The 25,521-nt window shown below is 59.0% G+C and carries 23 protein-coding genes and 3 pseudogenes; 19 read left to right on the plus strand and 7 right to left on the minus strand.

Annotation, left to right across the window (positions count from 1 at the left end; all coding sequences use genetic code 11):
- Window positions 1-31 precede the first annotated feature (31 nt).
- From glnP to NXT3_RS32630, 4 genes and pseudogenes are all read left to right on the plus strand, one after another.
- Entirely contained in the window at window positions 32-688 is a 657-nt protein-coding gene (gene glnP / locus NXT3_RS21910) for a glutamine ABC transporter permease GlnP (protein WP_104840450.1), read from the plus strand.
- On the plus strand, window positions 685-1,413 hold the full coding sequence (gene glnQ, locus NXT3_RS21915; protein WP_104840451.1) for a glutamine ABC transporter ATP-binding protein GlnQ: 729 nt from the start codon (window positions 685-687) through the stop codon (window positions 1,411-1,413). Before glnP ends, glnQ begins: the two co-directional genes overlap by 4 nt.
- Before the next feature lie 51 nt (window positions 1,414-1,464).
- On the plus strand, window positions 1,465-3,414 hold the full coding sequence (gene acs, locus NXT3_RS21920) for an acetate--CoA ligase (protein WP_104840452.1): 1,950 nt from the start codon (window positions 1,465-1,467) through the stop codon (window positions 3,412-3,414).
- A 761-nt stretch (window positions 3,415-4,175) separates the two neighbouring features.
- Window positions 4,176-4,473: pseudogene (locus tag NXT3_RS32630) on the plus strand (pyridoxal-phosphate dependent enzyme); the annotation flags it as partial.
- Window positions 4,474-4,586: 113 nt separating this feature from the next.
- Here the strand turns inward: NXT3_RS32630 and NXT3_RS21930 are convergent.
- On the minus strand, window positions 4,587-5,012 hold the full coding sequence (locus NXT3_RS21930; protein ID WP_104840453.1) for a Ros/MucR family transcriptional regulator: 426 nt from the start codon (window positions 5,010-5,012) through the stop codon (window positions 4,587-4,589).
- A gap of 347 nt (window positions 5,013-5,359) precedes the next feature.
- Window positions 5,360-5,569 (minus strand): hypothetical protein, encoded by a 210-nt coding sequence (locus NXT3_RS21935; protein ID WP_037381343.1) that lies wholly within the window; start codon window positions 5,567-5,569, stop codon window positions 5,360-5,362.
- A 652-nt stretch (window positions 5,570-6,221) separates the two neighbouring features.
- Here NXT3_RS21935 and NXT3_RS21940 point away from each other — a divergent pair.
- Both NXT3_RS21940 and NXT3_RS21945 read left to right on the plus strand, forming a co-directional pair.
- Window positions 6,222-6,677 carry a transposase gene (locus NXT3_RS21940; protein WP_104840454.1) on the plus strand — a complete coding sequence of 152 codons (456 nt, stop codon included), beginning with the start codon at window positions 6,222-6,224 and terminating at the stop codon, window positions 6,675-6,677.
- 194 nt (window positions 6,678-6,871) lie between these two features.
- On the plus strand, window positions 6,872-7,471 hold the full coding sequence (locus tag NXT3_RS21945; protein WP_104840455.1) for a hypothetical protein: 600 nt from the start codon (window positions 6,872-6,874) through the stop codon (window positions 7,469-7,471).
- Between the two features lie 241 nt (window positions 7,472-7,712).
- Here the strand turns inward: NXT3_RS21945 and NXT3_RS32635 are convergent.
- The 4 genes and pseudogenes from NXT3_RS32635 to hemN form a co-directional block, all read right to left on the minus strand.
- A pseudogene (locus NXT3_RS32635) lies at window positions 7,713-7,916 on the minus strand (ATP-binding protein); the annotation flags it as partial.
- 84 nt (window positions 7,917-8,000) lie between these two features.
- Window positions 8,001-8,444 (minus strand): annotated as a pseudogene (locus tag NXT3_RS21955) (EAL domain-containing protein); the annotation flags it as partial.
- A 345-nt stretch (window positions 8,445-8,789) separates the two neighbouring features.
- Window positions 8,790-9,083, minus strand: a complete 294-nt coding sequence (locus NXT3_RS21960; protein WP_104840456.1) for a hypothetical protein — start codon at window positions 9,081-9,083, stop codon at window positions 8,790-8,792.
- Between the two features lie 531 nt (window positions 9,084-9,614).
- Window positions 9,615-10,967, minus strand: a complete 1,353-nt coding sequence (hemN, locus tag NXT3_RS21965; protein ID WP_104840457.1) for an oxygen-independent coproporphyrinogen III oxidase — start codon at window positions 10,965-10,967, stop codon at window positions 9,615-9,617.
- A gap of 298 nt (window positions 10,968-11,265) precedes the next feature.
- Between hemN and fixL the strand changes: the two genes are divergently transcribed.
- The 13 genes from fixL (at window position 11,266) to NXT3_RS22030 (ending at window position 23,772) form a co-directional block, all read left to right on the plus strand.
- Window positions 11,266-12,738 carry an oxygen sensor histidine kinase FixL gene (gene fixL, locus NXT3_RS21970; protein ID WP_423828007.1) on the plus strand — a complete coding sequence of 491 codons (1,473 nt, stop codon included), beginning with the start codon at window positions 11,266-11,268 and terminating at the stop codon, window positions 12,736-12,738.
- Entirely contained in the window at window positions 12,731-13,342 is a 612-nt protein-coding gene (fixJ, locus tag NXT3_RS21975) for a response regulator FixJ (protein WP_104840674.1), read from the plus strand. The genes fixL and fixJ overlap by 8 nt, the downstream gene beginning before the upstream one ends.
- A gap of 189 nt (window positions 13,343-13,531) precedes the next feature.
- On the plus strand, window positions 13,532-13,804 hold the full coding sequence (locus NXT3_RS21980; RefSeq protein ID WP_272939867.1) for a transcriptional regulator: 273 nt from the start codon (window positions 13,532-13,534) through the stop codon (window positions 13,802-13,804).
- 101 nt (window positions 13,805-13,905) lie between these two features.
- Window positions 13,906-14,544 carry a helix-turn-helix domain-containing protein gene (locus NXT3_RS21985; protein WP_104840458.1) on the plus strand — a complete coding sequence of 213 codons (639 nt, stop codon included), beginning with the start codon at window positions 13,906-13,908 and terminating at the stop codon, window positions 14,542-14,544.
- Window positions 14,545-14,849: 305 nt separating this feature from the next.
- Window positions 14,850-16,475, plus strand: a complete 1,626-nt coding sequence (gene ccoN / locus NXT3_RS21990; protein WP_104840459.1) for a cytochrome-c oxidase, cbb3-type subunit I — start codon at window positions 14,850-14,852, stop codon at window positions 16,473-16,475.
- Window positions 16,472-17,203: a cytochrome-c oxidase, cbb3-type subunit II gene (gene ccoO / locus NXT3_RS21995; protein WP_104840460.1), complete on the plus strand. Its 732-nt coding sequence runs from the start codon at window positions 16,472-16,474 to the stop codon at window positions 17,201-17,203. Before ccoN ends, ccoO begins: the two co-directional genes overlap by 4 nt.
- A 13-nt stretch (window positions 17,204-17,216) precedes the next feature.
- On the plus strand, window positions 17,217-17,369 hold the full coding sequence (locus tag NXT3_RS22000) for a cbb3-type cytochrome c oxidase subunit 3 (protein ID WP_104840461.1): 153 nt from the start codon (window positions 17,217-17,219) through the stop codon (window positions 17,367-17,369).
- A gap of 3 nt (window positions 17,370-17,372) precedes the next feature.
- A complete protein-coding gene (gene ccoP / locus NXT3_RS22005; protein ID WP_104840462.1) occupies window positions 17,373-18,242 on the plus strand; it encodes a cytochrome-c oxidase, cbb3-type subunit III in 870 nt (289 codons plus the stop codon).
- Between the two features lie 217 nt (window positions 18,243-18,459).
- On the plus strand, window positions 18,460-20,031 hold the full coding sequence (ccoG, locus tag NXT3_RS22010) for a cytochrome c oxidase accessory protein CcoG (protein WP_104840463.1): 1,572 nt from the start codon (window positions 18,460-18,462) through the stop codon (window positions 20,029-20,031).
- Window positions 20,028-20,534 (plus strand): FixH family protein, encoded by a 507-nt coding sequence (locus NXT3_RS22015; protein WP_104840464.1) that lies wholly within the window; start codon window positions 20,028-20,030, stop codon window positions 20,532-20,534. The genes ccoG and NXT3_RS22015 overlap by 4 nt, the downstream gene beginning before the upstream one ends.
- A complete protein-coding gene (locus NXT3_RS22020) occupies window positions 20,531-22,801 on the plus strand; it encodes a cation-translocating P-type ATPase (RefSeq protein ID WP_104840465.1) in 2,271 nt (756 codons plus the stop codon). The genes NXT3_RS22015 and NXT3_RS22020 overlap by 4 nt, the downstream gene beginning before the upstream one ends.
- Complete coding sequence (ccoS, locus tag NXT3_RS22025; RefSeq protein WP_104840466.1) at window positions 22,798-22,998, plus strand: cbb3-type cytochrome oxidase assembly protein CcoS; 201 nt, start codon at window positions 22,798-22,800, stop codon at window positions 22,996-22,998. Before NXT3_RS22020 ends, ccoS begins: the two co-directional genes overlap by 4 nt.
- An 81-nt stretch (window positions 22,999-23,079) precedes the next feature.
- Complete coding sequence (locus tag NXT3_RS22030) at window positions 23,080-23,772, plus strand: Crp/Fnr family transcriptional regulator (RefSeq protein ID WP_104840676.1); 693 nt, start codon at window positions 23,080-23,082, stop codon at window positions 23,770-23,772.
- Between the two features lie 503 nt (window positions 23,773-24,275).
- Here NXT3_RS22030 and NXT3_RS22035 read toward each other — a convergent pair.
- Entirely contained in the window at window positions 24,276-25,310 is a 1,035-nt protein-coding gene (locus NXT3_RS22035; protein ID WP_199773388.1) for a leucine-rich repeat domain-containing protein, read from the minus strand.
- Window positions 25,311-25,521: the final 211 nt, after the last annotated feature.

Consider the following 25,521-nt stretch of genomic DNA (forward strand, 5'->3'; position numbering starts at 1 on the left):
AGGCTCCGCATGACACTTCATAGGGGGAGAAATGGAACTTGATTGGTCTGTCGTGGCGACAGCGTTGCCAGAACTTCTGGCGGGCGCACGGATTACCATCGTCATCGCACTCATCGGCCTTTTCGGCGGATCAGCTGTCGGTGCCTTGGCGGGCCTCTGCCGCGTCTATGGCGGTATCATATTGAACGCGATCGCATTCGTATATGTCGAGGTGATCCGTGGCACGCCCATGTTGGTGCAGGTGATGTTCATCTATTTTGCCTTGCCGCTGCTGGTCGACATCCGGATTGATCCTTTCCTTGCTGCGGTCATCGCCGTCGTCATCAATTCGGGCGCTTACATTGCCGAGATTTTCAGGAGCGCCCTGCTTTCGATCAACAAGGGACTGACGGAGGCCGGGTTAGCGCTGGGCATGCCGGGTTGGAAGGTTCTCACGAATGTTGTCGGCCCGTTGGCATTACGGCGTGTCCTAGCACCGCTCGGGAACCAGTTCATCGTCAGCATCAAAGACACGTCACTCTTTATCGTGATCGGTGTGGCCGAGCTTACGAGGGCGGGCCAAGAAATCATGGCGACCAATTTCAGAGCGGTCGAAATCTGGAGCGCCGTGGCGGTCCTCTACCTCATCATGACCGGTGTGCTGTCATTTCTGTTGCGGGTCACGGAAAAAAGGATGCGCGTGCTATGAGTATCGTCCAGTTTAAGAATGTGACCAAGGAGTTCGGCAGCATAAAGGTGCTGACCAATGTGGATCTCGAAATCCACAAGGGTGAAGTTGTGGTTCTCATTGGCCCCTCGGGATCAGGAAAATCAACCCTCCTGAGGTGCATAAACTCCTTGGAGAGAATCAATGGCGGCGACCTCATTGTTGATGGGATCAGCGTCCATGACGGCAAGAACAAGGTACGGTTGATCAGGCAGGAAGCCGGAATGGTGTTCCAGCAATTCAATCTTTTTCCACAGTTGACGGCGCTGCAGAACGTTGCCTGCGGTCCCCGGTGGGTAAGACGTTTACAGAGGCGCGAAGCTGAGGAACTTGCCCGCGACCTGTTGAAAAAGGTTGGTCTTCTTGAGAGGGCTGATCATTTTCCAGCAGAACTGTCGGGCGGGCAACAGCAGCGCGTAGCCATTGCTCGCGCACTGGCCGTCAAGCCAAAGATCATGCTGTTTGATGAACCGACCTCAGCTCTTGATCCGGAACTTCGGCACGAAGTCCTTCGCGCGATGCAGTCACTGGCGGAGGAAGGCATGACGATGGTTGTCGTAACCCATGAAATCGGATTCGCACGAAAAGTTGGCACCCGACTGATTTTTATGGAGGGTGGCAAAATCTCCGTTGATGGCGACCCCAAGGTGCTGCTGGATAATCCGGAGAACCCGCGGCTCAAGGACTTCCTACAACATGTCCATTAAGCGACATCCGTTTTATCGGACGGCATAACACGCGTGCGAAGAGAGGAACTCATGGCAGAAACCTATCCGGTGCTGCAATCCGCAAAGAGCTATGCCCTGATCGACAAGGCGAAATACGAGAAGTGGTATAAGGAGAGCGTCGAGAATCCCGACAAGTTCTGGGGCAAGCACGGCAAGCGCGTCGACTGGTTCAAGCCCTATACCAAGGTCAAGAATACCTCCTTCACCGGCAAGGTTTCGATCAAGTGGTTCGAGGATGGCCAGACCAACGTTTCCTATAACTGCATCGACCGGCACCTGGAAAATCATGCCGACCAGGTCGCGATCATCTGGGAAGGCGACGATCCCTCGCTCGACAGGAAGATCACTTATCGCGAGCTCCACGAGCATGTCTGCCGCTTCGCCAACGTGCTGAAGAAGCATGGCGCCAAGAAGGGCGACCGCGTCACCATCTATATGCCGATGGTGCCGGAAGCGGCCTATGCGATGCTCGCCTGCACGCGCATCGGCGCCGTGCATTCGGTCGTCTTCGGCGGTTTTAGCCCGGACGCGCTGGGCGGCCGCATCGTCGATTGCGAATCGACCTTCGTCATCACCTGCGACGAGGGCCTGCGCGGCGGCAAATCCGTGCCGCTGAAGGCCAATGTCGACAAGGCGATCGACATCGCCGCGCGCCATCATGTCCATGTCAAGAACGTGCTGGTCGTCCGCCGCACCGGCACGGATGTCGGCTGGGCGCCGGGCCGCGACTTCTGGTATCACGACGAAGCCGGAACGGTCGCCGCCGACTGCGCGCCCGAGCCGATGAACGCGGAAGACCCGCTCTTCATCCTCTATACGTCAGGCTCGACAGGCAAGCCGAAGGGCGTGTTGCACACGACCGGCGGCTATCTCGTTTATGTCTCGATGACGCATCAATACGTCTTCGATTATCATGGCGGCGATATCTACTGGTGCACGGCCGATGTGGGCTGGGTGACCGGCCATTCCTACATCGTCTACGGTCCGCTTGCGAACCGCGCCACGACGCTGATGTTCGAGGGCGTGCCGAACTACCCCGACCAGGGCCGGTTCTGGGACGTGCTCGACAAGCACAAGGTCAACATCTTCTACACCGCCCCGACGGCGATTCGCGCCTTGATGGGTGCGGGCGACGATTTCGTCAAACGCTCGTCTCGTTCGTCGCTCAGGCTGCTTGGTTCGGTCGGCGAGCCGATCAATCCGGAGGCCTGGGAGTGGTATTACAACGTGGTTGGCGACGCGCTCTCGCCGATCGTCGATACATGGTGGCAGACCGAGACCGGCGGCCACATGATCACGCCGCTGCCCGGCGCCACCGACCTGAAACCCGGCTCGGCGACAACCCCGTTCTTCGGCATCAAACCGCAGCTGGTCGACAATGAAGGCAAGGTGCTGGAAGGCGCGGCCGACGGCAATCTCTGCATCACCGATAGTTGGCCGGGCCAGATGCGCACGGTCTATGGCGATCACGAGCGCTTCATCCAAACCTATTTCTCCACCTATAAGGGGAAATATTTCACCGGCGACGGCTGCCGCCGCGATGCGGACGGCTATTACTGGATCACCGGCCGCGTCGACGATGTGCTCAACGTTTCCGGCCACCGGCTCGGCACTGCGGAGGTCGAATCCGCACTTGTCTCGCACAGCCTTGTTTCGGAAGCGGCGGTCGTCGGCTTTCCGCATTCGCTCAAGGGCCAGGGCATTTATTGCTACGTGACGCTGATGGCCGGCCACGAGGGGACGGACACGCTTCGCCAGGAACTCGTGAAACACATCCGCGCCGAAATCGGGCCGATCGCCTCGCCAGACAAGATCCAGTTCGCGCCCGGCCTGCCGAAGACCCGCTCGGGCAAGATCATGCGCCGCATCCTGCGCAAGATCGCCGAGGACGATTTCGGTGCGCTTGGCGACACTTCGACACTTGCCGATCCTGCTGTTGTCGACGATCTGATCGCCAACCGCCAAAACAAGGAACGTTGAAGCGGCAACCTGGCGTTATGCCCGAAGCCAAATCTATCAAGCACTTAACCCATCAATGTAAGGAGTCGCCGGTTGAGATCCCTTCGAGGCGAGGGATACACAGCTGACAAACGGCGCAGGCGATCCGGTCTGCCGATCGTCTCATATGGGTGGGGACGGAAGTCCGACGCAATGCGCCGACAAGCCGCTTTGCGCGCGAGAAGCGGCCGTCTAGCGTTTTCGACGCTACTTATGGCCCTTTTGGACTACCTTAAGTGTAGATTGGGCTTGCTGCTGATTGAAAAATAACCAGTTAGCGAATGATCACTTCACCGCCAAACGCACGGGCAGCTCGCGCTGCCGCCACAAGCAAAGGGCGTTCGAACCGCGAGAGGCCTTCGTCTACCGGGGTGCGTGGGCCAGCGAGGGTCATTGCCCCCATGAACACGTGACGCGGTCCAAAAACAGGTGCGGATATACCGGCCGTATCCGGGCCCCGCTCACCAATCGAGCTGTAGAAACCTCGACGCCGAATAGTTTCTAAGGTTCTCCGTCTTCACCAGAAAACGACACGGCCGCCCGAACCCGTCGCCAGTGGAAGCAAGTCACCCTCGCGCACCATTTAACGGATCGGGTGCCTCGATTCGACGCGATATAGGCACGTGAGCTGGTCTCCCTACCGAACATAAAATGCCACGCTTTCAGAGGTGACATCGGCAAGCTCTCGCATGATAGGCAGCAGAACTTCCCCGGTAACCATCGGGGAATGCTTCTGCAATCGAATATCACGACGACCTTGTTCGCTTACGACGTCTCGGGCCTGCCCTACCGCGCAGGTACGCATTTACGGCGTTGCGCACCACGCGCCCGTATTGACATCGCGAACTGCGGACGCGCGAACCGGAGCGGCCGTTTTCTTCAAGGCGAGAACCTTCAGCGGGCCGGCGCATCAAATTGCGTGGCGCCTACAACGCCATCGCCGCGCTGGACGGTCTGTCACGGCTAAATGGTGTCGTCGCCTACTCATCCGGTCATCACGCTCAGGCACTTGCCTATGCCGCCAAGCTCCAGGGGTTGCGGAGACGCGATGCAGGAGAGGCAGTCCTGCATCTTGCGCAACGGGTGCAACAGCTGTCTCAGACAGAGTTCAACGACACCTCAGGCCGATGTCTTGCCGGTCGAAGCTGCAGGTCCTACTCGCGTACCTCCCGTCTCTTGCCAAAGCCGGCTGCACGCGCGAGCGCGGAGCGTTGTTCAGCATAGTTGGGAGCAACCATCGGGTAGTCAGCCGGAAGGTCCCACCTTGCACGATATTCCTCAGGTGTGAGCCCGTACTTTGCCATCAGGTGCCGCCTCAGCGATTTGAACTTTTGGCCATCCTCAAGGCAAATGATGAATTCGGACGTCACCGACTTCTTGATCGGAATGGCGGGGCGACGTTCTTCAACGGCAACGTCGGCCTTGTCTGACTGAGATGTGCTGCTCAGCGAGGAATACGTCTGCTCGATAAGATTAGGCAGATCCGCGGCTGGAACGACATTGCGGCTCAGATAAGCGGCGACAATACGGCTCGTCAGCTCGAGCCTCCGTTCCTCATTGCCCGAACTCCATTCGCTCAACGGTCTTCTCCTTTGTTTGCAAGTCGCTCAGATTCGCTCAGCGTGCAGGTATTTCGGTCGGAAGGAAGGCGGGGACAGGCCTAGGATGCCTTTTTTAACAGACTTTGGTGTCTTTGACTTGTCTTGGGCTGTCGATTCATTCGCATTTGCAGGGTCCGACGCTCCTCCCTCCCTGGTGTACTCGGAGCACGGGAGCCCGCCGAGGAATGGCATCACAACTTGATATGCTTCGCGCGTCGCGTGAGGCAACCGAAACCCGTCATGAAGCTTCAGCCGTCTTTGAAGTGACGATGCGAAACGACCCGACGTCGAAGACATGGCGCGACTTCTAAGGAGAGCGGAACCTATCACGTATCAGCTGTCAGGCTATCGAACACCTCCAACAACGCGTCACTTATGGCCTTTCCAAGCATCACTGCCGTATCCGTCAGCGCTTCCTCATTCATGTCATGAGCGGCCATGACAAACGCTGCGCCCTCCGTCGTCACAATTTCCTGCGCCCGTTGGATCGCCCACAGGGCAAACTCGCTACGGCTGCTGATTTCCACGGTTTCCATGAATTCTCCTGATTGCTGGACGGATGCTGTATAGCGAACCGAGGGGGATAACACAGTCCCGAAAAGTCGATTCTTGGCGGGTCACTATAATCATCCCAACTTTACCTTGGAATGGGCCAACTCTCGCGAGATCGAATGCGGGTATCACGTCGCCTTTCCTTGTAAGGCTGCGGGTCGCACACGGGTTTTGCGCAAGTCACTGGGCCGCTTGCATCCGGGGCAAAATGAATTGGATCAGCGGTCCAAAGCCCGACGACTGCGACGATGCCGCTGCCGGGGCACTCTAACGTTATGCCGGTTTCCTCTGCGAGGCGTTGCAGCGATTTTGTCGCTTACGAACTGTCATCCGAGTTGACGAGAATCCGCTGACCGCATGCAGCGCCGTTGCACAGACGCGGCGATGAGTTTCAGTTTGGGTTCCCGGCTCCCGACCCGCGCGTGGTACTAAGGCATCCCCACGCATATAGGTGATTACGCGTCGACGCGATAAAGATGAGGCACGAGGTCCCAATTGCGAAGCCGGAAGTCTTTCTTGCGACATCACTCGACAGCACAGACCCAAGATTAAGTATGCAAAAACTAGGAGTTTGACGGTCTGTTGACTCTGTAGTTCACTCAGACCAAAACAGGTTGTGCCTAAGGAGGGTTTAGGATGGCTGACGAGAGTAACACAGGACTGAATTCTGCAGTTGAGACGAATGCTGAAGTGAAAACACCAACGGGTAAGAAGCAGAAGTCGCCAAGACGCCAGAAGGCGGCTGCCGAACCAGCTCGCACCCAATCGAAGGCGCCGGCCGCAAAGTCAAGAAGGTATGGCGAACAAGAGAAAGCCGAGAAGCTCAAACTGATCGAGACGCAAGTCAATGAAGGCAAAGGCACGCTCAAAGACGCCATCAAGAGCGCCGGCATATCGGAGCAGACCTACTATCAGTGGAAACGGACCGCAAAGCCCGCTGAACAAAAGCCCGAGAAGGCTGTTCTGGCCGGTGACGACGAGTTGGCAGATTTCGTTCGACTGGAAGAGGAAAACCAGCGGCTCCGCAAGCTTCTGGCGGAAAAGTTGCGAGCGGAGAATGCCGAGCTGCGCAAAAGACTCGGACTAGACTAAGCCAGCTAGGACCGCGCAGGCCCGTAACCGCTGGCCTGATATCGTTCATGATGGGCGATCGGTCACGCGAATGTTCCCGCGGCTCGCGCGCTAGTGAGTTGAAGCGCGAGGTGAGGAGATATATGCGTCCGCAGCCAGGAGCGCAGCGGCGCTGGCTAGGAGTGGTTTTTTAGGATGCTTAAGGTTCATGGTATATGAAAATACCACAACGGAGCTTCATCGTTGAATTCAAGTCGGGGCGTCGACAGGCCAAGGCGAGGACAAACTCCATTTGGGGAGACACGGACCTCAAGGCTTTGGCTCGCGCGGTAGAAGAGGAGTCGTCCCACCTGTTCAATTCGACTGAAGTACCTGTCACGCCTGACGAAAGTGGAGATATGATATCTCAGCAGATCGATGTTGGTTCTGCCAGCGAACATTCGGGCGATATCGACGTTGCAGCAGAAGCGGTGCCGTTGGACCTTGCCGCAGGAACTGAAGAACAAAAGCAGCGTGAGGCCGAGCGCCTGCCCGACAAGCCTGTTGTAGAAGAGACCCAGCCGCCCCAAGCAACATCAAGGGGTCGTACTCGAAAGCGCGCCAGGCATGCACCCGCCTGGGCGATTGCGTCTAGGGCGACGAATTCGAACGAGCGCCAAAGCGGGCAATCCACGAACGCTGACGACCCGGCCTCCTTGGAGGAAGTGGCCGCCCTTGATGCAGAAAACAAGCGGCTAAAGAGACTGCTGGCTGAACAGCTTTATGCACAGAACTTGCAGCTCAAAAGGATGCTTGAGCGGTTCGATGTGACATGAAGACGCTGCGCCGCCACCGCCGCTAGGCTACGTGAAAAGTGCCTGCAATAGGAGCGGGCCAGCTCATTGTCCACCTGTCAAAGCGACGTCCTCAAAGGAACCGCCGTCCTCCTGAGTGCGCTAATCGCTCATCGGAACCGCTCGACCGAACATCTCCCGTGCTTACAACTGGAGCCACGCTGGAGTCCTGGTCGAAGGCGACAATACAGGGCTGCAGCATTTGGTTGCTGGCGAAAAAGCCGCCGATCTCATGGACGATGAGCAGGCTCGGCCAGCAGAAGAACCGCATACGCTCCTGCAGTTTGCCTCCCGTTCGGCGCGCGCGAGCGAAGCGATCAGATCGGTAAGCTTCGTGAAGTAGACACTCTTGCCGGCGTTGACGGCCTCTACGCCGAGTGCCGTTGCCAGGCGGCTTTTGCCCGGTTCCGGGTGGGCCCAGAAAGTGAGTTCGCCCGCTTCCATGTCATCTTCACGTGAGCCGACAACGCCGAGGATCGTCGGGCTGTTCTCCACAGCTCGCGCAACTCGGCTACGGCGAGGTTGTGTCCTGCCATGACTGCATAAGCTCGAGTAACTGTGCAGCGGGCAGGGGGCGTGAGAAAAGGTAACCTTGCGCCTCATCGAAGCCTTCAGCCTTGATAATCTCGAGTTGGTCTGGAGCCTCGACGCCTTCCACGGTTGTGGTGATTCCCAGCGTGCGTCCAATTCCGGCAACCGCCCTGAGGATCGCCAGCGATTCCTTCCCGGCCGGCAGATCGGAAACGAAGCTGCGGTCGATCTTGATTTTGTCGAACCGAAAGCTCCTCAGATAGCTGAGAGAAGAATAGCCGGTCCCGAAATCGTCGATCGCGACTTTGACTCCGAGTTGCCGAAACTCCTTCAGTATCTGAAAATTGCGGTCGCATTCATCGAGCAATACCGACTCGGTGATTTCGAGCTCCAGGCGCGAGGCATTCAGACCCGTCTCTTTCAATATATGCTCGGCAAGTAACTGAAATCGGGCCTAACCAGAGAAGGATACGCAACCGAATGGGGCTGGCGAACGCTTAGCACCCTTTCGGGTCACGCCTTTGAGCTCGTTCGGGGCCGCGAGCCTCGCTGGGCCTCCGCTTTTGTACAACGGCTTCGCCCCCGCGACGATCGGTCTCATGCTCAGGGCAGCTTTTGCCTACGACGGGGTCGCGGGTCGACCATCGGGCGTGGAAATCTTTCTGGCCGTTATTCTAGCGGCCAGCGGCGACGCAGCTTGTGCAATCTCGGACGTGTCGCGGCTTTCGCTACGTGACGTGAAATCGACTGGAGAATGTTAGAAAAGCGGTTAGAAATACGATCGTGCGAGTGGTCCAATATATTCGATTCTAAAGCCATCCATTCGCGCCTTTCGGATAAAGGCGTTCGCCCCGGCAAGACCAGTCTCGAACACGTGCCCGTCTCGAGTGCTCCTTGAAAAGTTAATCTCAAACCAGGGACTTGCCCTTAGCGAAAGAAGGCTGATGCGCCATTTTTGCGCTTCCTTTCTTTCAATGCGGAAATCCGCAGCCGGAGAGCCCTGGTCAGTCAGTTCCACCGTATCCGTCTTGCCAGGTGTAAAACCTTCATCTGCGTGGGCCATAATCACGCTCCTCCTCGTGTTGGCGTTGGAAACAAGCCAGATGCTTACCTTGCCGCGGGTATCCCAGAAATCCGGCTAGGCCTGCCCTCCCTTGCGCTATGTCACAAAATTACTTGCCGGCTGTGACAAAGCCTTGACTTTACAAGGCACCTTAATTGATGCCCATGCTTCGTCGCCGGTCTTTGAGCCAGATCAACGCTCCCAAAAAAATATGGGTCGTCGCAAGCGGTGACTGTCACTACCAGGGATCCCGGAATGACGGATACGCAAGAGCCATTCTGACAGGTGTGAGCGTTTTCAAATTGAGCTCTCTCGCGAGACTTCTAGCCTGGCGAACGAGATCGTCCAGTGGACGTCTAGCAAATGTTCGGCTGAACAGGTGAGCGAGCCCATGTGTCGTCGCCCTGTACAGTTCAATTTGTCGTCCGGTGGGGTGGTGGTCACGCGCTCGCGGTTTGCGCTTGCAGTCAGATCAGCGGCAGCGAGAGCTGTAGCCAGGACGAACAGCCGTCTTCGTCATCGAAAATAGCTTCAAGCCGCCTTGATGCAGCTTCGCGTCGATACGTCCAGATAGGCATCGAAAGCTGCAGCGACTGCACGGATCAGGAAACGCCCTTCCACCCGCAACCGTACGACCCCGCCCTCGGTCTCAAGGATTCCGTCGCTTTTCAGCATGGCGAGCCTGTCATTCCCGTCTAAAAGGGCGCTATGCTCGAATCCATGGGCGGCGGCGAGTGCCGGAATGTCAACCCGCAAGTCGCACATTAGCCGCTCGATAATGTTTGCCCGCAGCCGGTCCTCGGCCGACAAGCGGTAGCCTTTCACAATGGCAAGACGACCAGAGGCAATGCGTTTCGCGTAGTCACCAGGGAATACCTCATTCTGAACATAACCGCCTGCCAAGCGGCCAATGGCCGATGCTCCGAAGCCGATGAGCGTCTCGCAGGCGTCGGTGGTGTAACCCTGAAAGTTGCGGTGCAATTGCCCGTTTTTCTGTGCAGTAGCCAGATTGTCGTCAGGCCGGGCGAAATGGTCGAGCCCTATGCTGCAATACCCGGCTGCAAGGAGATTTTCCGCAATCGCCTGTGCCTGAGCAAGACGGTCTCCCGCACTGGCGAGCACGGCTTCATTAATCATTCGCTGATGCCTCTTGAGAGTAGGCACGTGGGCATAGCCGAAAACGGCGAAACGATCTGGCTGCATTTCGAGCGCCATCTTGATCGTCTCGATGCAGGATTCGACCGTCTGGTGTGGCAGGCCATAGATTAGATCGAAATTAATGCTGTCTACGCCCGCGCGGCGCAAGTAGGAGACCGCATTCATTGTCTGTTCGAGGCTCTGGTTTCGGTTTATCGCCTTCTGTACCACCGGATCGAAGCTCTGCACCCCGAGGCTTGCACGGCGGACCCCTGCTATGCCAAGAACCGCCGCCATCTCCTGCTCTAGTGTCCTAGGATCAATCTCAATGGCGATTTGGGTGGTACTTGCGAAATCGAAGTGCTCGTGCAGAAGCTCGATCAATGCCAACATTTCCTTCGCTCGCATGATTGTTGGAGTTCCTCCGCCGAAATGTACATGGTCGATTTTGAGGGGCGCTTTTGTCCTTGCCGATACGAGGCATATCTCCTTACGCAGCATATGAAGGTAGTTGCCGATCGGTAGGTCGCGTCGCGTGATCGTCGTGTGACAGGCGCAGTACGAACACATCGAGCGACAGAAGGGGATGTGCACGTATAGCGACGCCGGCTTCTCCCGCGGTATCTCGGCAAGCCAGTCATGATAGGCGGCGGCGTCCACGTCGGGTGAGAATTGTAGCGACGTCGGGTAACTCGTGTAGCGGGGCAGGCGCGCATCGCCGTATTTTGCAGCAAGAGCTGATTGCATAGGCAGATCCTTCTTTAGAGGGCGGTGCAAGTACCGCACTCTAGGGCCTCGTTTCGTGGAGCTCTTTGATCGAAAGCAAGGATTGCTTCCAATTCACGTGATTATGCGGGCGGTCGAAGTGCGGCAACATTGCCGCGGGATGGCTGATGACTGCGCGATAGCCTATGGAACAGGCGGCGTGCGCTTGACTAAGGCGTTTCCTCGTCGAAAGACTGGACACAGCAACAGTAACCTTGTCCTCTGGTGGATCTGGCAAATGCATTCACAAAACGTCTGTGGGACGATCCGCCTTGGGCAAATGCTTGCCAGATGGCGAGGGGAGGGGATGGGATCCTATGTAATCGTAACTGCGGCTCCAATAGCGATTCTCGCACTGAGACTAGCGCTGTCAACGTTCATCGGCGACAGCCTTATTCTGTCCTCGTTTATTCCCGGGATGCTGATCGCCGCGTTCGTCGGCGGGCTAAAGTCAGTCGTACTTGCAGCCGGAGTGTCGATTTTGGCAGCTATATTTCTTCACTGGCTCGAAGATGCGCCCTACCCGGAGCTTGTCGAGTTGATGGTTTTTGGTTTGGCAATGCTTCTCATCGCATGCCTGGGAGAGGTGCTGGAGGCAGGGAGGCGCGCCATGGACAAGATAAAGGCTGCCGTCAAAGCCCGCGACGCACATCTTAGGTCCATACTGGACACAGTACCAGATGCAACCGTGGTCAGCGCGGCCAATGGTACGATTGTTTCCTTCAACGCCGCCGCAGTGCGGCAGTTCGGCTATGCAGAAGAGGAGGTCATCGGCGAGAACCTTCGCATCCTGATGCCAGAACCCTATCGCCATGAACACGACGGATACATGCAGCGATACATGAGGACCGGAGAAAAGCGCATCATTGGTATTGACCGCGTCATCGTAGGGCGGAGGAAAGACGGATCAACATTTCCAATGAAGCTGGCTGTAGGCGAGATGCGGTCTGGAGGCGAGCGGTTCTTCACGGGCTTCATCAGAGACCTGACCGAGCGGGAGGAGTCGGCCGCAAGGCTTGAACAGATCCAGGCGGAATTGGCCAGGCTCGCCCGTCTCAAGGAGATGGGCGAGATGGCCACGACGCTTGCGCATGAGCTCAATCAACCCCTATCTGCGATCGCGAACTATGCTCATGGTTGTACGAGGCTGTTGCGCGATATGGACTCCTCCATGGAAATGAGGATGCGCGACGCGCTGGAGGAGGTGGCGAGCCAATCCCTGCGCGCAGGACAGATCATCAAGCATCTCCGGGAGTTCGTTACGAAAGGTGAGAAGGAAAGGGCACCCGAGGATATCCGTAAATTGGTGGAGGAAGCTGGCGCGCTGGCTCTTGTCGGTTCCCGTGAGAATAACGTTCGAACGGTATTCGAGTATATGCCGGGTGCCGACATGGTGATGGTCGATCGGATCCAGGTCCAACAAGTGCTGATCAACCTCATGCGCAATGCGGTCGAGGCGATGCGCGAGGTAGAGCACCGCGAGCTTATCGTTCGCACCATGCCGGCTGGTGCGGGCGAAATCGCTGTGACGGTAAGAGATACGGGCGTTGGAATCCCGGAGGAGGTCGCCGGAGAGCTTTTCAAGCCATTCGTTACGACGAAGCCGAGCGGAATGGGGGTCGGTCTTTCGATTTCCAAGCGCATCGTCGAAGCGCATGGCGGCGAGATGACCTTTTCGAAGAATGAAGCGGGAGGGGTAACCTTCCGGTTCACGCTTCCCGCCCATGTGGAGCGGATTGATGGAAATGACTGACTATACAGTTCACATTGTCGATGACGAAGAACCCATTCGCAAGTCGCTTGCCTTCATGCTGACGATGAATGGTTATGCCGTAAAGGTGCACGAGTCGGCTGCCTCCTTCCTTGACTTCGCCCCTAATATCCGCGACGGAATTCTCGTAACAGACCTCAGGATGCCTGATATTTCAGGGGTGGGTCTCATCCGCCAGCTCGGCTCAAAGAAAATAAAGATACCCGCCATCGTGATCACGGGACATGGCGACGTGCCAATGGCAGTCGAGGCGATGAGAGCGGGAGCGCTGGACTTTATTGAGAAGCCGTTTGAGGACTCGCTGATCGTGGAAGCTATTGAACGGGCATCAGGATATTTGACTGTTCCCACGGTGGCCGATGAGATCACAGACATTCAGGCGCGCCTGGACACACTCAGTCCCAGAGAACGGCAGGTGCTCTCAGCGGTGGTCTCTGGCCTCGCCAATAAAACGATTGCATACGATCTCGATATCAGTCCCCGAACCGTGGAGGTGCACCGCGCGAACGTGATGTCCAAAATGAGAGCCAAGAGCCTCCCGCATCTTGTTGGGATGGCTATCGCGGCCGGGTTCGTGCCTTCGTAATTTTCGGCCTTTTGATCTCGCGCAATGCGGCGGCTTGTCGCAAGCGTTCAAATGGCGCTTAACCGGCGGGCATATGCACGCCAGATTAAGCGGAACACTAAGTTGTCAGTTGCCAGGATCATCGTTCTCGTTGTACCGGACCGGGGCCTCCGGCGATCCCTTGCGTTCGCGCTGGAGGTTGAAGGTTACATGACGGAGTCCTACGACGCCTTATGGAAGGCGGAGGCTTCCACCGGGCGAGCGCTCTGCACCATCGTCGACGAAGAGATTTTGAAGTCCGAGCCGCAAACGCCAAGGTCTCTGGAGAGACCCGATGGTCGTGTAGTCCTCCTAGTTGATGGAATGACGGTGGTCAAAGAACAAGGCGACACGATTACCTTGACGAAACCGATCAACGGCTCCGATCTCGTGAGCGTGGTGAACGACCTGGAAACGATGGCGGTTCGGAGAGACCGAGCATGACGCGACTGGCGGGCTCTAAGTATTTTCACTTAGTGATATAACCGAGTTTATCGCCGAGGCGCGACTTGGCAATCTTGCCCTGAAAGATCAGGGGATATGAGATGAACGCCGCCTCCAGAGCTTTAGAGCGTAGCCATGTAGCGCCCAACAACATTGGAAGAGTAAAGATCCCGGGGCCGCACCTTGTTGCGACTTACAAGGCTGGCCGGGAAATTTATGGACAAGGTGATACCGTAACCAAGTACTACCAGGTTAAAACCGGGACTGTCCGCGTATACCGCCTCCTCGAAGAGGGGCGGCGGCAGATTGTATCCTTTCACTTTGCAGGGGAGGTGTTCGGCGTCGAAGCGGGTTCGACCCATCGGTTCTTTGCCGCGGCCATTACCGAGACGACGCTGGCTGTCTTCAGGCAACATACGGTGAAGGAGCATTCACGGGAACTCTTGGGGTTTGCCCTGGACGGTATGGCGCGGGCTCAGGAGCACCTTCTGGTCGTTGGCCGACAATGTGCGGTGGAGCGTATGGCCGCATTCCTATTAGATCTCTCACACCGGCTGGGACGCCTTCGGCAGCTAAGATTGCCGATGTCACGGCAGGACATTGCGGACTATCTCGGCCTGACAATCGAGACGGTATCCCGTGTCATGACCAAGCTAAAGGAACGAAGCATAATCGCACTGCAAGACACAAGGGCGATAGACATCATGAAACCGGGAGCTCTCCGTTCGCTCTGCCAATAAGCGTCTATCGCGGTGGTGGCCCGCGGTGCCGACCCTCTTGGTATCGTTGATTGTGAATCGCGTTGAGCGACACTGTAGGCGCTTCAGATTGGGCGCGATCCTCCCGCAGATGGACCCTTTAATGCTGGAAAACGCTTCTTCGGTCTTCGACTCGTTAACAACCACCGAGAGTTCACGGGCCGGCCCGACTCGATCTTGATTTGAATCAAGGTACGCAAGTCCCGCCTCTGACAAATTCTCCACGAGACTTCGGCAGATCTGCGTGTGGAGCCGCGACAGCGCTCCGACAAGTTGGAGATCCAACCATGACATACACAGTCGAGATGATCGCGCTCGCCATCGGCGCCTTTCTGGCACTGGTCGGCGCGGGCTTCGCGCAGGATCGTCTGTTTGAAGCACATATGTGGGTGTTATTCTTTGTGCTTCTCGGCGGCACCTTAGTGCTCATGCACCGCACGGATTTTCGTCGGGCGGTTGCTGCGCGTGTCACGGAATACTTCGACGAAGTTGTAAAATACGCCGTCGTCGCCACCATGTTCTGGGGCGTGGTCGGATTCCTCGTCGGCGTCGTCGCGGCGCTGCAGCTCGCCTTTCCCGATCTCAACGTCGAGCCGTGGTTCAACTTCGGGCGCGTGCGGCCGCTGCATACCTCAGCGGTCATTTTCGCCTTCGGCGGCAATGCCCTGATCGCGACGTCCTTCTACGTCGTGCAGCGCACCAGCCGCGCCCGGCTCTTCGGCGGCAATCTCGGCTGGTTCGTCTTCTGGGGCTACCAGCTCTTCATCGTGCTCGCCGCCACCGGCTACCTGCTCGGCATCACTCAGAGCCGCGAGTATGCGGAACCGGAATGGTATGTCGATCTCTGGCTGACGATCGTCTGGGTGGCTTACCTCATCGTCTTCCTGGGCACGATCCTCGTGCGTAAGGAGCCGCACATCTACGTGGCGAACTGGTTCTATCTCGCCTTCATCGTCACGATCGCCATGCTCCACATCGTCAATAACCTGGCGGTGCCGGTCTCCTTCCTCGGATCCAAGAGCTACTCGGCCTTTGCCGGCGTTCAGGACGCGCTGACCCAATGGTGGTACGGCCACAACGCCGTCGGCTTCTTCCTGACCGCCGGCTTCCTGGCGATGATGTACTACTTCATCCCCAAGCAGGTGAACCGCCCCGTCTATTCCTACCGGCTGTCGATCATTCACTTCTGGTCGCTGATCTTCATGTATATCTGGGCAGGTCCCCACCACCTCCATTACACGGCGCTGCCCGACTGGGCCCAGACGCTCGGCATGGTCTTCTCAATTATGCTCTGGATGCCTTCCTGGGGCGGCATGATCAACGGGCTGATGACCCTCTCCGGCGCCTGGGACAAGGTCCGCACCGACCCCATCGTCCGCATGATGGTCATGGCCGTCGCCTTCTACGGCATGGCGACCTTCGAGGGGCCGACGATGTCGATCAAGACGGTCAATTCGCTTAGCCACTATACCGACTGGACCATCGGCCACGTGCATTCCGGCGCGCTCGGCTGGAACGGCCTCATCACCTTCGGCTCCATCTACTATCTCGTGCCGAAGCTGTGGAATCGTGAGCGGCTTTACAGCCTGGGCATGGTCAACTGGCATTTCTGGCTCGCCACCGTCGGCATCATTGTGTACGCCGCCGCGATGTGGGTCGCCGGCATCCAGGAAGGTCTGATGTGGCGCGAATACGACGATCAGGGCTTCCTCGTCTATTCCTTCGCGGAATCTGTGGCTGCGATGTTCCCGTACTATGTCATGCGGGCCGTCGGTGGCGCCCTCTACCTCTCCGGCGCCGTGCTAATGGCCTTCAATGTAGCAATGACGATCCTGGGACGCGTCCGCGATGATGGTCCGGTCCTCGGTTCTGTGCCCCAAGCCGTGGCGGACTTAAGAGGGCATGGCCGATGACGATTTTCAATAAACATGCGATACTAGAACGCAACGCCACACTGCTGCTGGCCGGCTCGCTGCTGGTCGTCTCCATCGGCGGCATCGTCGAAATCGCGCCGCTCTTCTATCTCGAGAACACCATCGAGAAGGTCGAAGGGATGCGGCCCTATTCGCCCCTGGAGCTTGCCGGACGGGACATCTACATCCGCGAAGGCTGTTATGTCTGTCACAGCCAGATGATACGGCCGTTTCGGGACGAGGTCGAACGTTACGGCCATTATTCGCTTGCGGCCGAGTCGATGTACGATCATCCCTTCCAGTGGGGCTCGAAGCGCACCGGTCCCGACCTCGCCCGCGTCGGCGAGCGCTATTCCAACGAATGGCACGTCCAGCACATGACCGAACCGCGCTCCGTCGTGCCAGAATCGGTCATGCCGAGCTACGCTTTCCTCAAGGCAACGCCGCTTGAGGTAAAGAATATCGCCATGAACCTCAAAGCCAACCGAGCGGTCGGCGTGCCCTATACAGACGAAATGATCGATAATGCGGTCGCCGATCTCAAGGCCCAGGCAGATCCAGATGCGGACACATCCGGCGTCGAAGCCCGCTACCCCAAGGCTAAGTTCGGCGATCTCGACGGCGATCCGCAAAAGCTGACCGAAATGGATGCTCTGATCGCCTATCTCCAGATGCTCGGCGCGCTTGTCGACTTCTCCATCTATGACGACGCTGCGGGCTATCGCTGAGGAGGGAAAAGGCATGGAAACATACACGGTCCTGCGCCATTTCGCCGACACCTGGGGCCTTCTTGCGATGGTGCTCCTTTTCCTCGGCGTTACTACGTTCACTTTCCGGTCAGGCCGCAAGAAGTCTGCTCAAACGGCCGCCTCCATCCCGCTTAAGGAGGACTGATCGATGGCGGGCAAGCACAAGCATGTGGACGAGGTCAGCGGGGTTGAAACCACCGGGCACGAATGGGACGGCATCCGCGAACTGGACAACCCTATGCCGCGCTGGTGGGTCTACACCTTCTATACGACAATCATCTGGGCGATCGGTTACGCGATAGCCTACCCCTCCTGGCCACTGCTGACGGACACGACCAAAGGCGTACTCGGTTATTCGAGCCGCGCTCAGGTCGCCACTGATCTGGCTGACGCCAAAGCGGCGAAGGCCGGTTACAACGAGCGGATCGCCGCGAGCACGGTCGAGGAAATCATTGCGGATCCGCAATTGCAGCAGTTTGCGATTTCGGCCGGGGCGTCAGCATTCAAGGTGAACTGTGCGCAATGTCATGGTTCGGGTGCGGCCGGGGCAAAGGGCTTCCCGAACCTTAACGACGATGACTGGCTATGGGGTGGCAAACCTGAAGAGATTTATCAAACGATCGCCCACGGTATCCGCTATTCTCGCGACGCGGAGACGCGAGTTTCCGAGATGCCAGCATTCGCCGACATGTTGACGCCGGAGCAACTGCGCCAAACGGCGGCGTTTGTCGTGAGCCTTAGCGTGACGCCGCCGCAACGGGAGCTCGCCGACAAAGGCAAGAAAATTTTTACGGAAAACTGCGCCTCCTGTCACGGCGCTGATGCGAAGGGAAACCGGGAAATGGGGGCGCCGAATCTCGCCGACTCCATATGGTTGAAGGGCAAGGGTGAGCAAGCGATCATCAATCAAGTGAAGGCGCCGAAGAATGGCATCATGCCTGCCTGGGCGCCGCGCATTGGCGACACGACGGTCAAAGAGCTCGCGGTCTTCGTCCACTCGCTCGGTGGTGGCGAGTAGCAGGTTAGTCTCGATAAGCCTGAACGCCGGCGATCGCGCATATGGCCGCGCCAGCCATGCCTTCTCGCAGCGTTCAATCCGGCTCAAAGGCGAACAGGTACATCGCGTCGCGCCATAGCCCTGCGCGAATTGACGCGAAGTTGACTCAGATCAAGGATTGGGACTTGCGCATCGGGCAAAGGTCGGCTGGCAGGCGAAATTGCCCGGACTTGCTTAGATGCTCCAACCGCCCATGATAAAAGCCTTGGTCGAAAGGCTCGATGCCGAACCGGTGAATGCTGCGCGCGTTCGAAAGCCACTTTACCAGAAGCGACGGAAGATTTTTCCGAAGCGGGCGGAGGGGCGCTTCCGCCGGTTTAAGTGGCTCGTGATGCTGCTGACGCTCGGCATCTACTATTTGACACCTTCGATCCGCTGGGACCGCGGGGCGCATGCGCCCGATCAGGCGGTGCTCGTCGACCTTGCGGCGCGACGCTTCTACTTCTTTTTCGTCGAGATCTGGCCGCAGGAGTTCTTCTTCGTCGCGGGGCTGCTCGTCATGGCGGGTCTCGGCCTCTTCCTGGTGACCTCGGCGGTCGGGAGGGCCTGGTGCGGCTATGCCTGCCCGCAGACCGTCTGGGTCGATCTCTTTCTCATGGTCGAGCGCTTCATCGAAGGCGACCGAAATGCCCGAATGCGTCTCGATGCAAGTCTCTGGACCGTCGAGAAGATTCGTAAGCGTGTAGCCAAGCACGCGATCTGGCTCGTCATCGGCGTGGCGACCGGGGGCGCCTGGATCTTCTACTTCGCCGACGCGCCGTCGCTGCTGAAAAGTTTCGTAACTCTCGAGGCGCCGCCCGTCGCCTATTTCACCGTGGCGATTCTCACGGCGACGACCTATGTCTTCGGCGGGCTGATGCGCGAGCAGGTCTGTACCTATATGTGCCCCTGGCCGCGCATCCAGGCGACGATGCTGGACGAGAATTCGCTCGTCGTCACCTATAACGACTGGCGCGGCGAACCGCGCTCGCGCCACGCCAAGAAGGCGGCGGCAGCGGGCGAGGTCGTCGGCGATTGCGTCGATTGCAATGCCTGCGTCGCGGTCTGTCCGATGGGCATCGACATCCGCGACGGCCAGCAGCTCGAATGCATCACCTGCGCGCTCTGCATCGATGCCTGCGACGGCGTGATGGACAAGCTCGGACGCGAACAAGGACTGATTTCCTACGCGACGCTCAGCGACTATGCCGCCAATGTGGCGCTTGCGACCAATAACGGGACGGCGGCGATCGATCCGAGGCGCGTGCGAGGCGCGGACGGCGCCTTCGTGGACAAAGTCAGGCATTTCGACTGGCGCATCGTTTTCCGCACCCGCGTTATCGTCTATTTCGCCGCCTGGGCACTGATGGGGCTCGGCTTGGTCTTCGCGCTTGCATCGCGTGACCGCCTTGAGCTCAACGTGCTGCACGACCGAAACCCGCAATATGTCGTCGAGTCCGATGGTTCGGTGCGCAACGGCTACACGGTCAAGCTGCTCAACATGATCCCCGAGCCGCGCACCATCAGGTTGATGATGGAGGGCATGCCCTCTGCGACGATGCGCGTGGCAGGACGCGCTGCCGGAAGCGGCCGTAGCTTTGCGATCGCCGTCGAGCCGGACAAGGTCACGTCGGTCAAGCTCTTCGTCACTCTGCCAATGGGCAAAACTGCCGAGGCGGCACATGCCTTCGCTCTGGTAGCCGAGGATCCGCTCACGCACGAGCGCGGCGTCTATCAGGCCAATTTCAACCTCCCGGGAGCAGCACAATGAGCGGCATGATCACGAAACCGCGTAACCCGCCGCGCGGGTTCACCGGCTGGCACATGGTAGCCGTGATGTCCCTGTTCTTCGGAACCATCATCTCCGTCAACGTGGTGTTGGCTTGGAACGCCAGCCGAAGCTGGAGCGGCCTTGTCGTTCAGAACGCCTATATCGCAAGCCAGCAGTTCAACGGCAAAATAGCCGAGGCCCGGCATTTCGCCGAAAGCGGGATCGTAGGCAGGTTCAGCGCGACGGCCGGCGAACTCCGCTACGTCCTGGCCAGAGACGGCAAACCGCTGTCGGCAGCAGACCGCGTTCTCGCCGTGCTCAGGCGGCCCGTCGAAGAGCATGAGGACCTGGAGATGGAGCTCGCTCGCGAGGCTGATGGCGTATTCCTTGCGAGCCTCCAGCTGAACCCGGGTCAATGGATTGCGGACCTCAAGGTCATTGCGGGGGAGGCGACAATCTATCGCCAAGCCGTCCGGTTCGCCGTGGCGGGAGAGGGAAAATGAGCTGCTGCGCTGTGGGCCCCGAAATGGCGCCAAACGTCGACCGCTCAGGTTGCGCACTGCCGAGCGCCGAAGAGCTTTGGCTTGCGAGCCGAAGCCTCGGAGGCGGGCTGCGCCAGACGGATCTCAGCGTACCGGGCGTCCACTGCGGCGCCTGCATCACCATGATCGAAAGCGCGCTGCGCGCCAGAGCCGAGGTCGAGCGCGCCCGCGTCAATCTCTCGTCGCGCCGTGTATCGATCGTCTGGAAGGAGGAGGCCGGCGGTCGCCGGAGCGATCCCGCCGAGTTCATGCAGGCGATCACCGGCTGCGGCTACCAGGCGCATCTCTTCTCGTCCGGCGAGGAGGAGGGCGACGGGCTGCTCAAGCAATTGATCCGCGCGGTTGCCGTTTCCGGTTTCGCGGCAACGAACATCATGCTGCTCTCCGTTTCCGTCTGGTCGGGCGCCGATGCAGCCACACGCGATCTCTTCCACTGGATCTCGGCGCTGATCGCGGCGCCGACGCTGGTCTATGCCGGCCGCTTCTTCTACCAGTCGGCGTGGAACGCGATTCGTCATGGGCGGACCAACATGGATGTGCCGATCGCACTCGCCGTGACGCTGTCCTATGGCATGTCGCTCTACGAAACGATCCGCCACGGCGAGCATGCCTGGTTCGATGCATCCGTCACGCTGCTGTTCTTCCTTTTGATCGGCCGCACCCTCGATCACATGATGCGCGGGCGCGCAAGGTCGGCGATCAGCGGCCTGGCTCGGCTGTCGCCGCGCGGCGCAACAGTCGTCCACGCCGATGGCGCGCGCGAGTATCGCGCCGTCGACGAGATCAAGCCGGGCGAACGCCTGATGATCGCTGCCGGGGAGCGGATCCCGGTCGACGGGCGGGTGCTTTCCGGCAGTAGCGATCTCGACCGCTCCGTCGTCAACGGCGAGAGCGTGCCCATCGCGGTCGCTGCTGGCGATCTCGTCCAGGCCGGGACGCTCAACCTGACAGGTCCCCTTACGTTGGAGACGACCGCAGCGGCGCGCGATTCGTTTCTGGCCGAGATCATGGGGCTGATGGAGGCGGCCGAAGGGGGAAGGGCCCGCTATCGTCGCATCGCCGACCGGGCGGCACGCTACTATTCGCCGGCCGTCCATCTGCTTGCGCTCCTGACCTTCATCGGCTGGATGCTGGTGGAGGGCGACGTTCGCCACGCCATGCTGATCGCGGTCGCCGTCCTGATCATCACCTGCCCCTGCGCGCTCGGGCTGGCGGTGCCAGTCGTGCAGATCGTTGCCGCCGGGCGCCTCTTCCAGGGCGGGGTCATGGTCAAGGACGGCTCGGCCATGGAACGCCTCGCCGAGATCGATACGGTGCTTTTCGACAAGACCGGGACGCTCACGCTCGGCGAGCCGCGGCTCGTCAATGCGGATGAGATTGCACCCGGCCCGTTGGCGATCGCCGCGGCGCTCGCCGCGCATTCGCGCCATCCGCTCGCAGCCGCGCTCTCCGGCGCCGCCGGCGCGGTGGTACCTGTGGCCGGAGACATACGCGAGATACCTGGCGCCGGCATCGAGGCGAGAACCGGCAAAGGGGTCCTTCGGCTTGGCAGCCGCGACTTTGCGGGGGCAAAGGCCAGCACCGAGAGCGCTCGATCGGAGGTAGTTCTGTCGCTCGATGGACGGGAACTGGCCTGTTTCCGTTTCGAAGATCGGCTGCGACCGGACGCAGGTGAGGCGATCGCGAGACTGCACCGTTCCGGTCTTTCGACCGGAATCCTGTCCGGCGATCACGAGCCCGTGGTAGCGGCTCTTGCCGGCAGGCTGGAGATTGCTCGTTGGCGCGGCGGGCTTTCACCGCGCGGCAAGGTCGAGGCCTCCGCCGCTGCGGCCGGTGGCCATCGGGTGCTGATGGTCGGCGACGGCATCAACGATGCGCCCGCCTTGCGGGCGGCACATGTCTCGATGGCGCCGGCGACCGCCGCCGATGTCGGGCGGCAGGCGGCCGATTTCGTCTTCATGCACCAGCCATTGACCGCCGTCCCCTTCGCAATAGAGACCTCGCGTCGGGCCGGCCGGCTGATCCGGCAGAATTTCGCTCTAGCGATCGGCTACAACCTCATCGCCGTTCCAGTCGCGATTCTCGGCTATGCGACACCACTGGTGGCAGCAATCGCGATGTCGACCTCGTCGGTGATCGTCGTAGCAAATGCGCTGAGAGTGAAGGGCGCTGTTGGCGAGGCAAAAGTTCTCTATCCGTTGCTGGATCCGCCCGGAGCGACTTTATGACCACGCTGATCTATCTCATGCCAACTGCGCTTTTCCTGGAAGGACTCGGTCTCGCCGCGTTTCTGTGGGCGCTGAAGAACGGGCAGTACGACGATCTCGACGGTGCATCTTGGCGCGTGTTCGACGAGGGCCAGGGATTCTCCGATGACGACAGTGGCGCTGCTGAACGGTTGGAGAAGGCAAGCAATGCGAATTGAAATCGGGCTCCGTCGTACTGGCGTGGCTCGGAGCGACGCCAAGTCAACGACCACACTGCATACGATCTTGGGGCTCGCATGATGAGGGCGTTACCATTGACTGCCAACGACAGGACCATGCTCTTGGGTTCTCAGTTCTTTGTGCGGCTGCCGCGTTCCACGGGCGAGGCTATCTTGGAGGACGTGACCGTCTCTACTCATGAGGAGCACGATCTTGTGTTCCACCAGGGTGAGAACGTCGATGAGGTTTTTTGGGTTCTTTCGGGTTTGATCCGCCTTTATAGGGTGGGAAAGGATGGCCGGGAGGCCGATCTGGCCATCCTGCCGATGGGGGAAATGTTCGCCGAAAGCGCCATGTTCCTTGGGCACAGGGCAACTGCCAATGCGCAGGCCGCCGAAGCATCAATCATCGCGAGGCTGGACAGCCGCATGCTTCGCAACCTTGCAGTCTCGGATCCGGATGTGGCGCAAGCGTTCATAAACCTCCTCTGTCACCGCGCTCAGATGACGGAAGACATTCTTGCGCAAGATCGCTTGCTTACCGGAATACAACGCGTAGCAAATTACATACTCAGTCAGTGCCCGGAGGGTTCGAATAACTTTTCCTTTCGCCTGCCATTTCAAAAGAATGTGCTCGCAGGCAAGCTCGGCCTCGCCCCGGCAGGCTTATCGCGCGCGTTTTCGGCTCTGCGCCCAGTTGGCGTCACCGTAAGTGGCAGGACAATTGAAATCCGCGACCGACACGTGCTCGAACAGTTTCAATGTGGCGGCTGACTGTACGAGCATGAGGACCAAGCGATGGCGCCTAACCTAGCCGATTGGCAACCCGACGCGGATTTACAAGAAGATCGTCCTCCGACCTTACCACTGATCAAATTCAAATCGGCGGGAATGCCACCAATCTCTGCAACCAAGGGGAGTAGCCTGACCTTCTGTGGCGCAATCAGTTCAAGCACTTCCAAGCAAACCTGCCGCAGGCCTGCCAGTTCGCCGAGTTTGCCTCGCAAGGCCCTATCCTTCTAAGTCTCCGTCTGCACCTCCTTCTAAGCCAAGGTGATGTCCTCGCGCATCTGGCCCCAATCGATTGTCGCTGACGGACGCCTTAGATCCTCGGCCACCTGTGTGCCGTAACCTGTTGTCTTGCGACCGTTCACGGCTAGTGGAGTAATCGCGCATATCCTGGCGATTGGCTCTCCTGCAGCCTTCTGAAATAGGCCCGCTGCCGCCCAGTCCGCCGATACAGCATGTAACTATCTGCGCCTGATCTTGCTGGCCCATCAAAGAAAGATCAGCGGGCCTGTGTAGTTCGCCGCATGCAGGGCTGCAACTAGATTCGTTAGCGCCCCCTTGGGCAGCGGGTTAGATTCGAGGAAAACCAGGCACCCAGAGCCCAGCTTAGCGAACAATTTATCGGGCAGGCTAATCAACAGGTTGCACCTGGCGTTCAGCCTCCGGAGCCCTACGGGAAGGTCGTTGGGCAGACCGGTCAGCCGATTGTCGGCGGCGCCGAGCGTCTGCAGTGCGGCCGGGAGCTTGGCGGGAAGCTTGGTGAGTTGATTGCCGTTGGCGTTGAGCGTCTGAAGGCCGCTCGGGAGATTGTCTGGAAGGCTGGTCAGCCGATTGCCGTCGATGTTGAGCGTCTGGAGCCCGGCTGGGAGGCCAGCGGGAACGTAAGTCAGTTGATTGCTGTCGACGTTAATCGTCTGGAGAGCGATCGGAAGCTTATCTGGAAGGCTGGCCAACTGGTTTCCACCGGCGCCGAGCCACTGAAGCGTTGCCGGGAGCACATCGGGCAGGCTGATGAGCCGGTTGTAGCTGACCTCGAGGATCTGGAGTCCGGGCGGAAGGGTGCCGGGCAGGCTGGTCAATCGGTTGTATCTGGCGTTGAGCGCCTGAAGTTCGCCCGGGAGCTCGCCCGGCAGGTGGGCCAAATGGTTGCAGTCGACGTTGAGCCGCTGGAGTCCGGCCGGCAACTCGGCGGGAAGGGTACTCAGCCGCAGGAACGACAGATCGAGCACCGCACTGAGATCGCCGGCAACCATCCAAGCGCTGATTCGTTTCACCGCCTCCTGTCGGTCCTCATTTTCGCCTTGCCCCTTTTCGGCAGCCCAGTCGTCCAGACTAAAGTCCAGCGATGTTGTCCGGAGGTGTGGGAAAGGCTTAGGACAGCCGGCAAGAGCCTCGGATGATGCGCGTGCGCTCGAATTATCGATCGCACCTGTGGTGAGATCATCTTCGGCGGAAAAACATCGCCGGCTGTTTGCCTTTGGGGTATCGCCGTCGCATGGCTGAGCCGGTTTTGTTTTCATCATTGGCGTCACTCCAGTACTGCCCAAGAAAGTGTCGGAACGCTGGTGACCTACGATCGCTTCGCTTCCCTTCCACGGTTTCGCTGAATGCGGCCGCCGCATAAACATCGAACCGGGTTCAGCTAGATCCGCCCCGAAGAGCAGCCAGAGCCTCGGACCTGAGTTCATTCGGGACGAAAAAATGACTATCCCCGAAGTCTCAGTGTTTTAAGGT

The organism is Sinorhizobium fredii, from assembly GCF_002944405.1.
Classification (GTDB): Bacteria; Pseudomonadota; Alphaproteobacteria; order Rhizobiales; family Rhizobiaceae; genus Sinorhizobium; species Sinorhizobium fredii_C.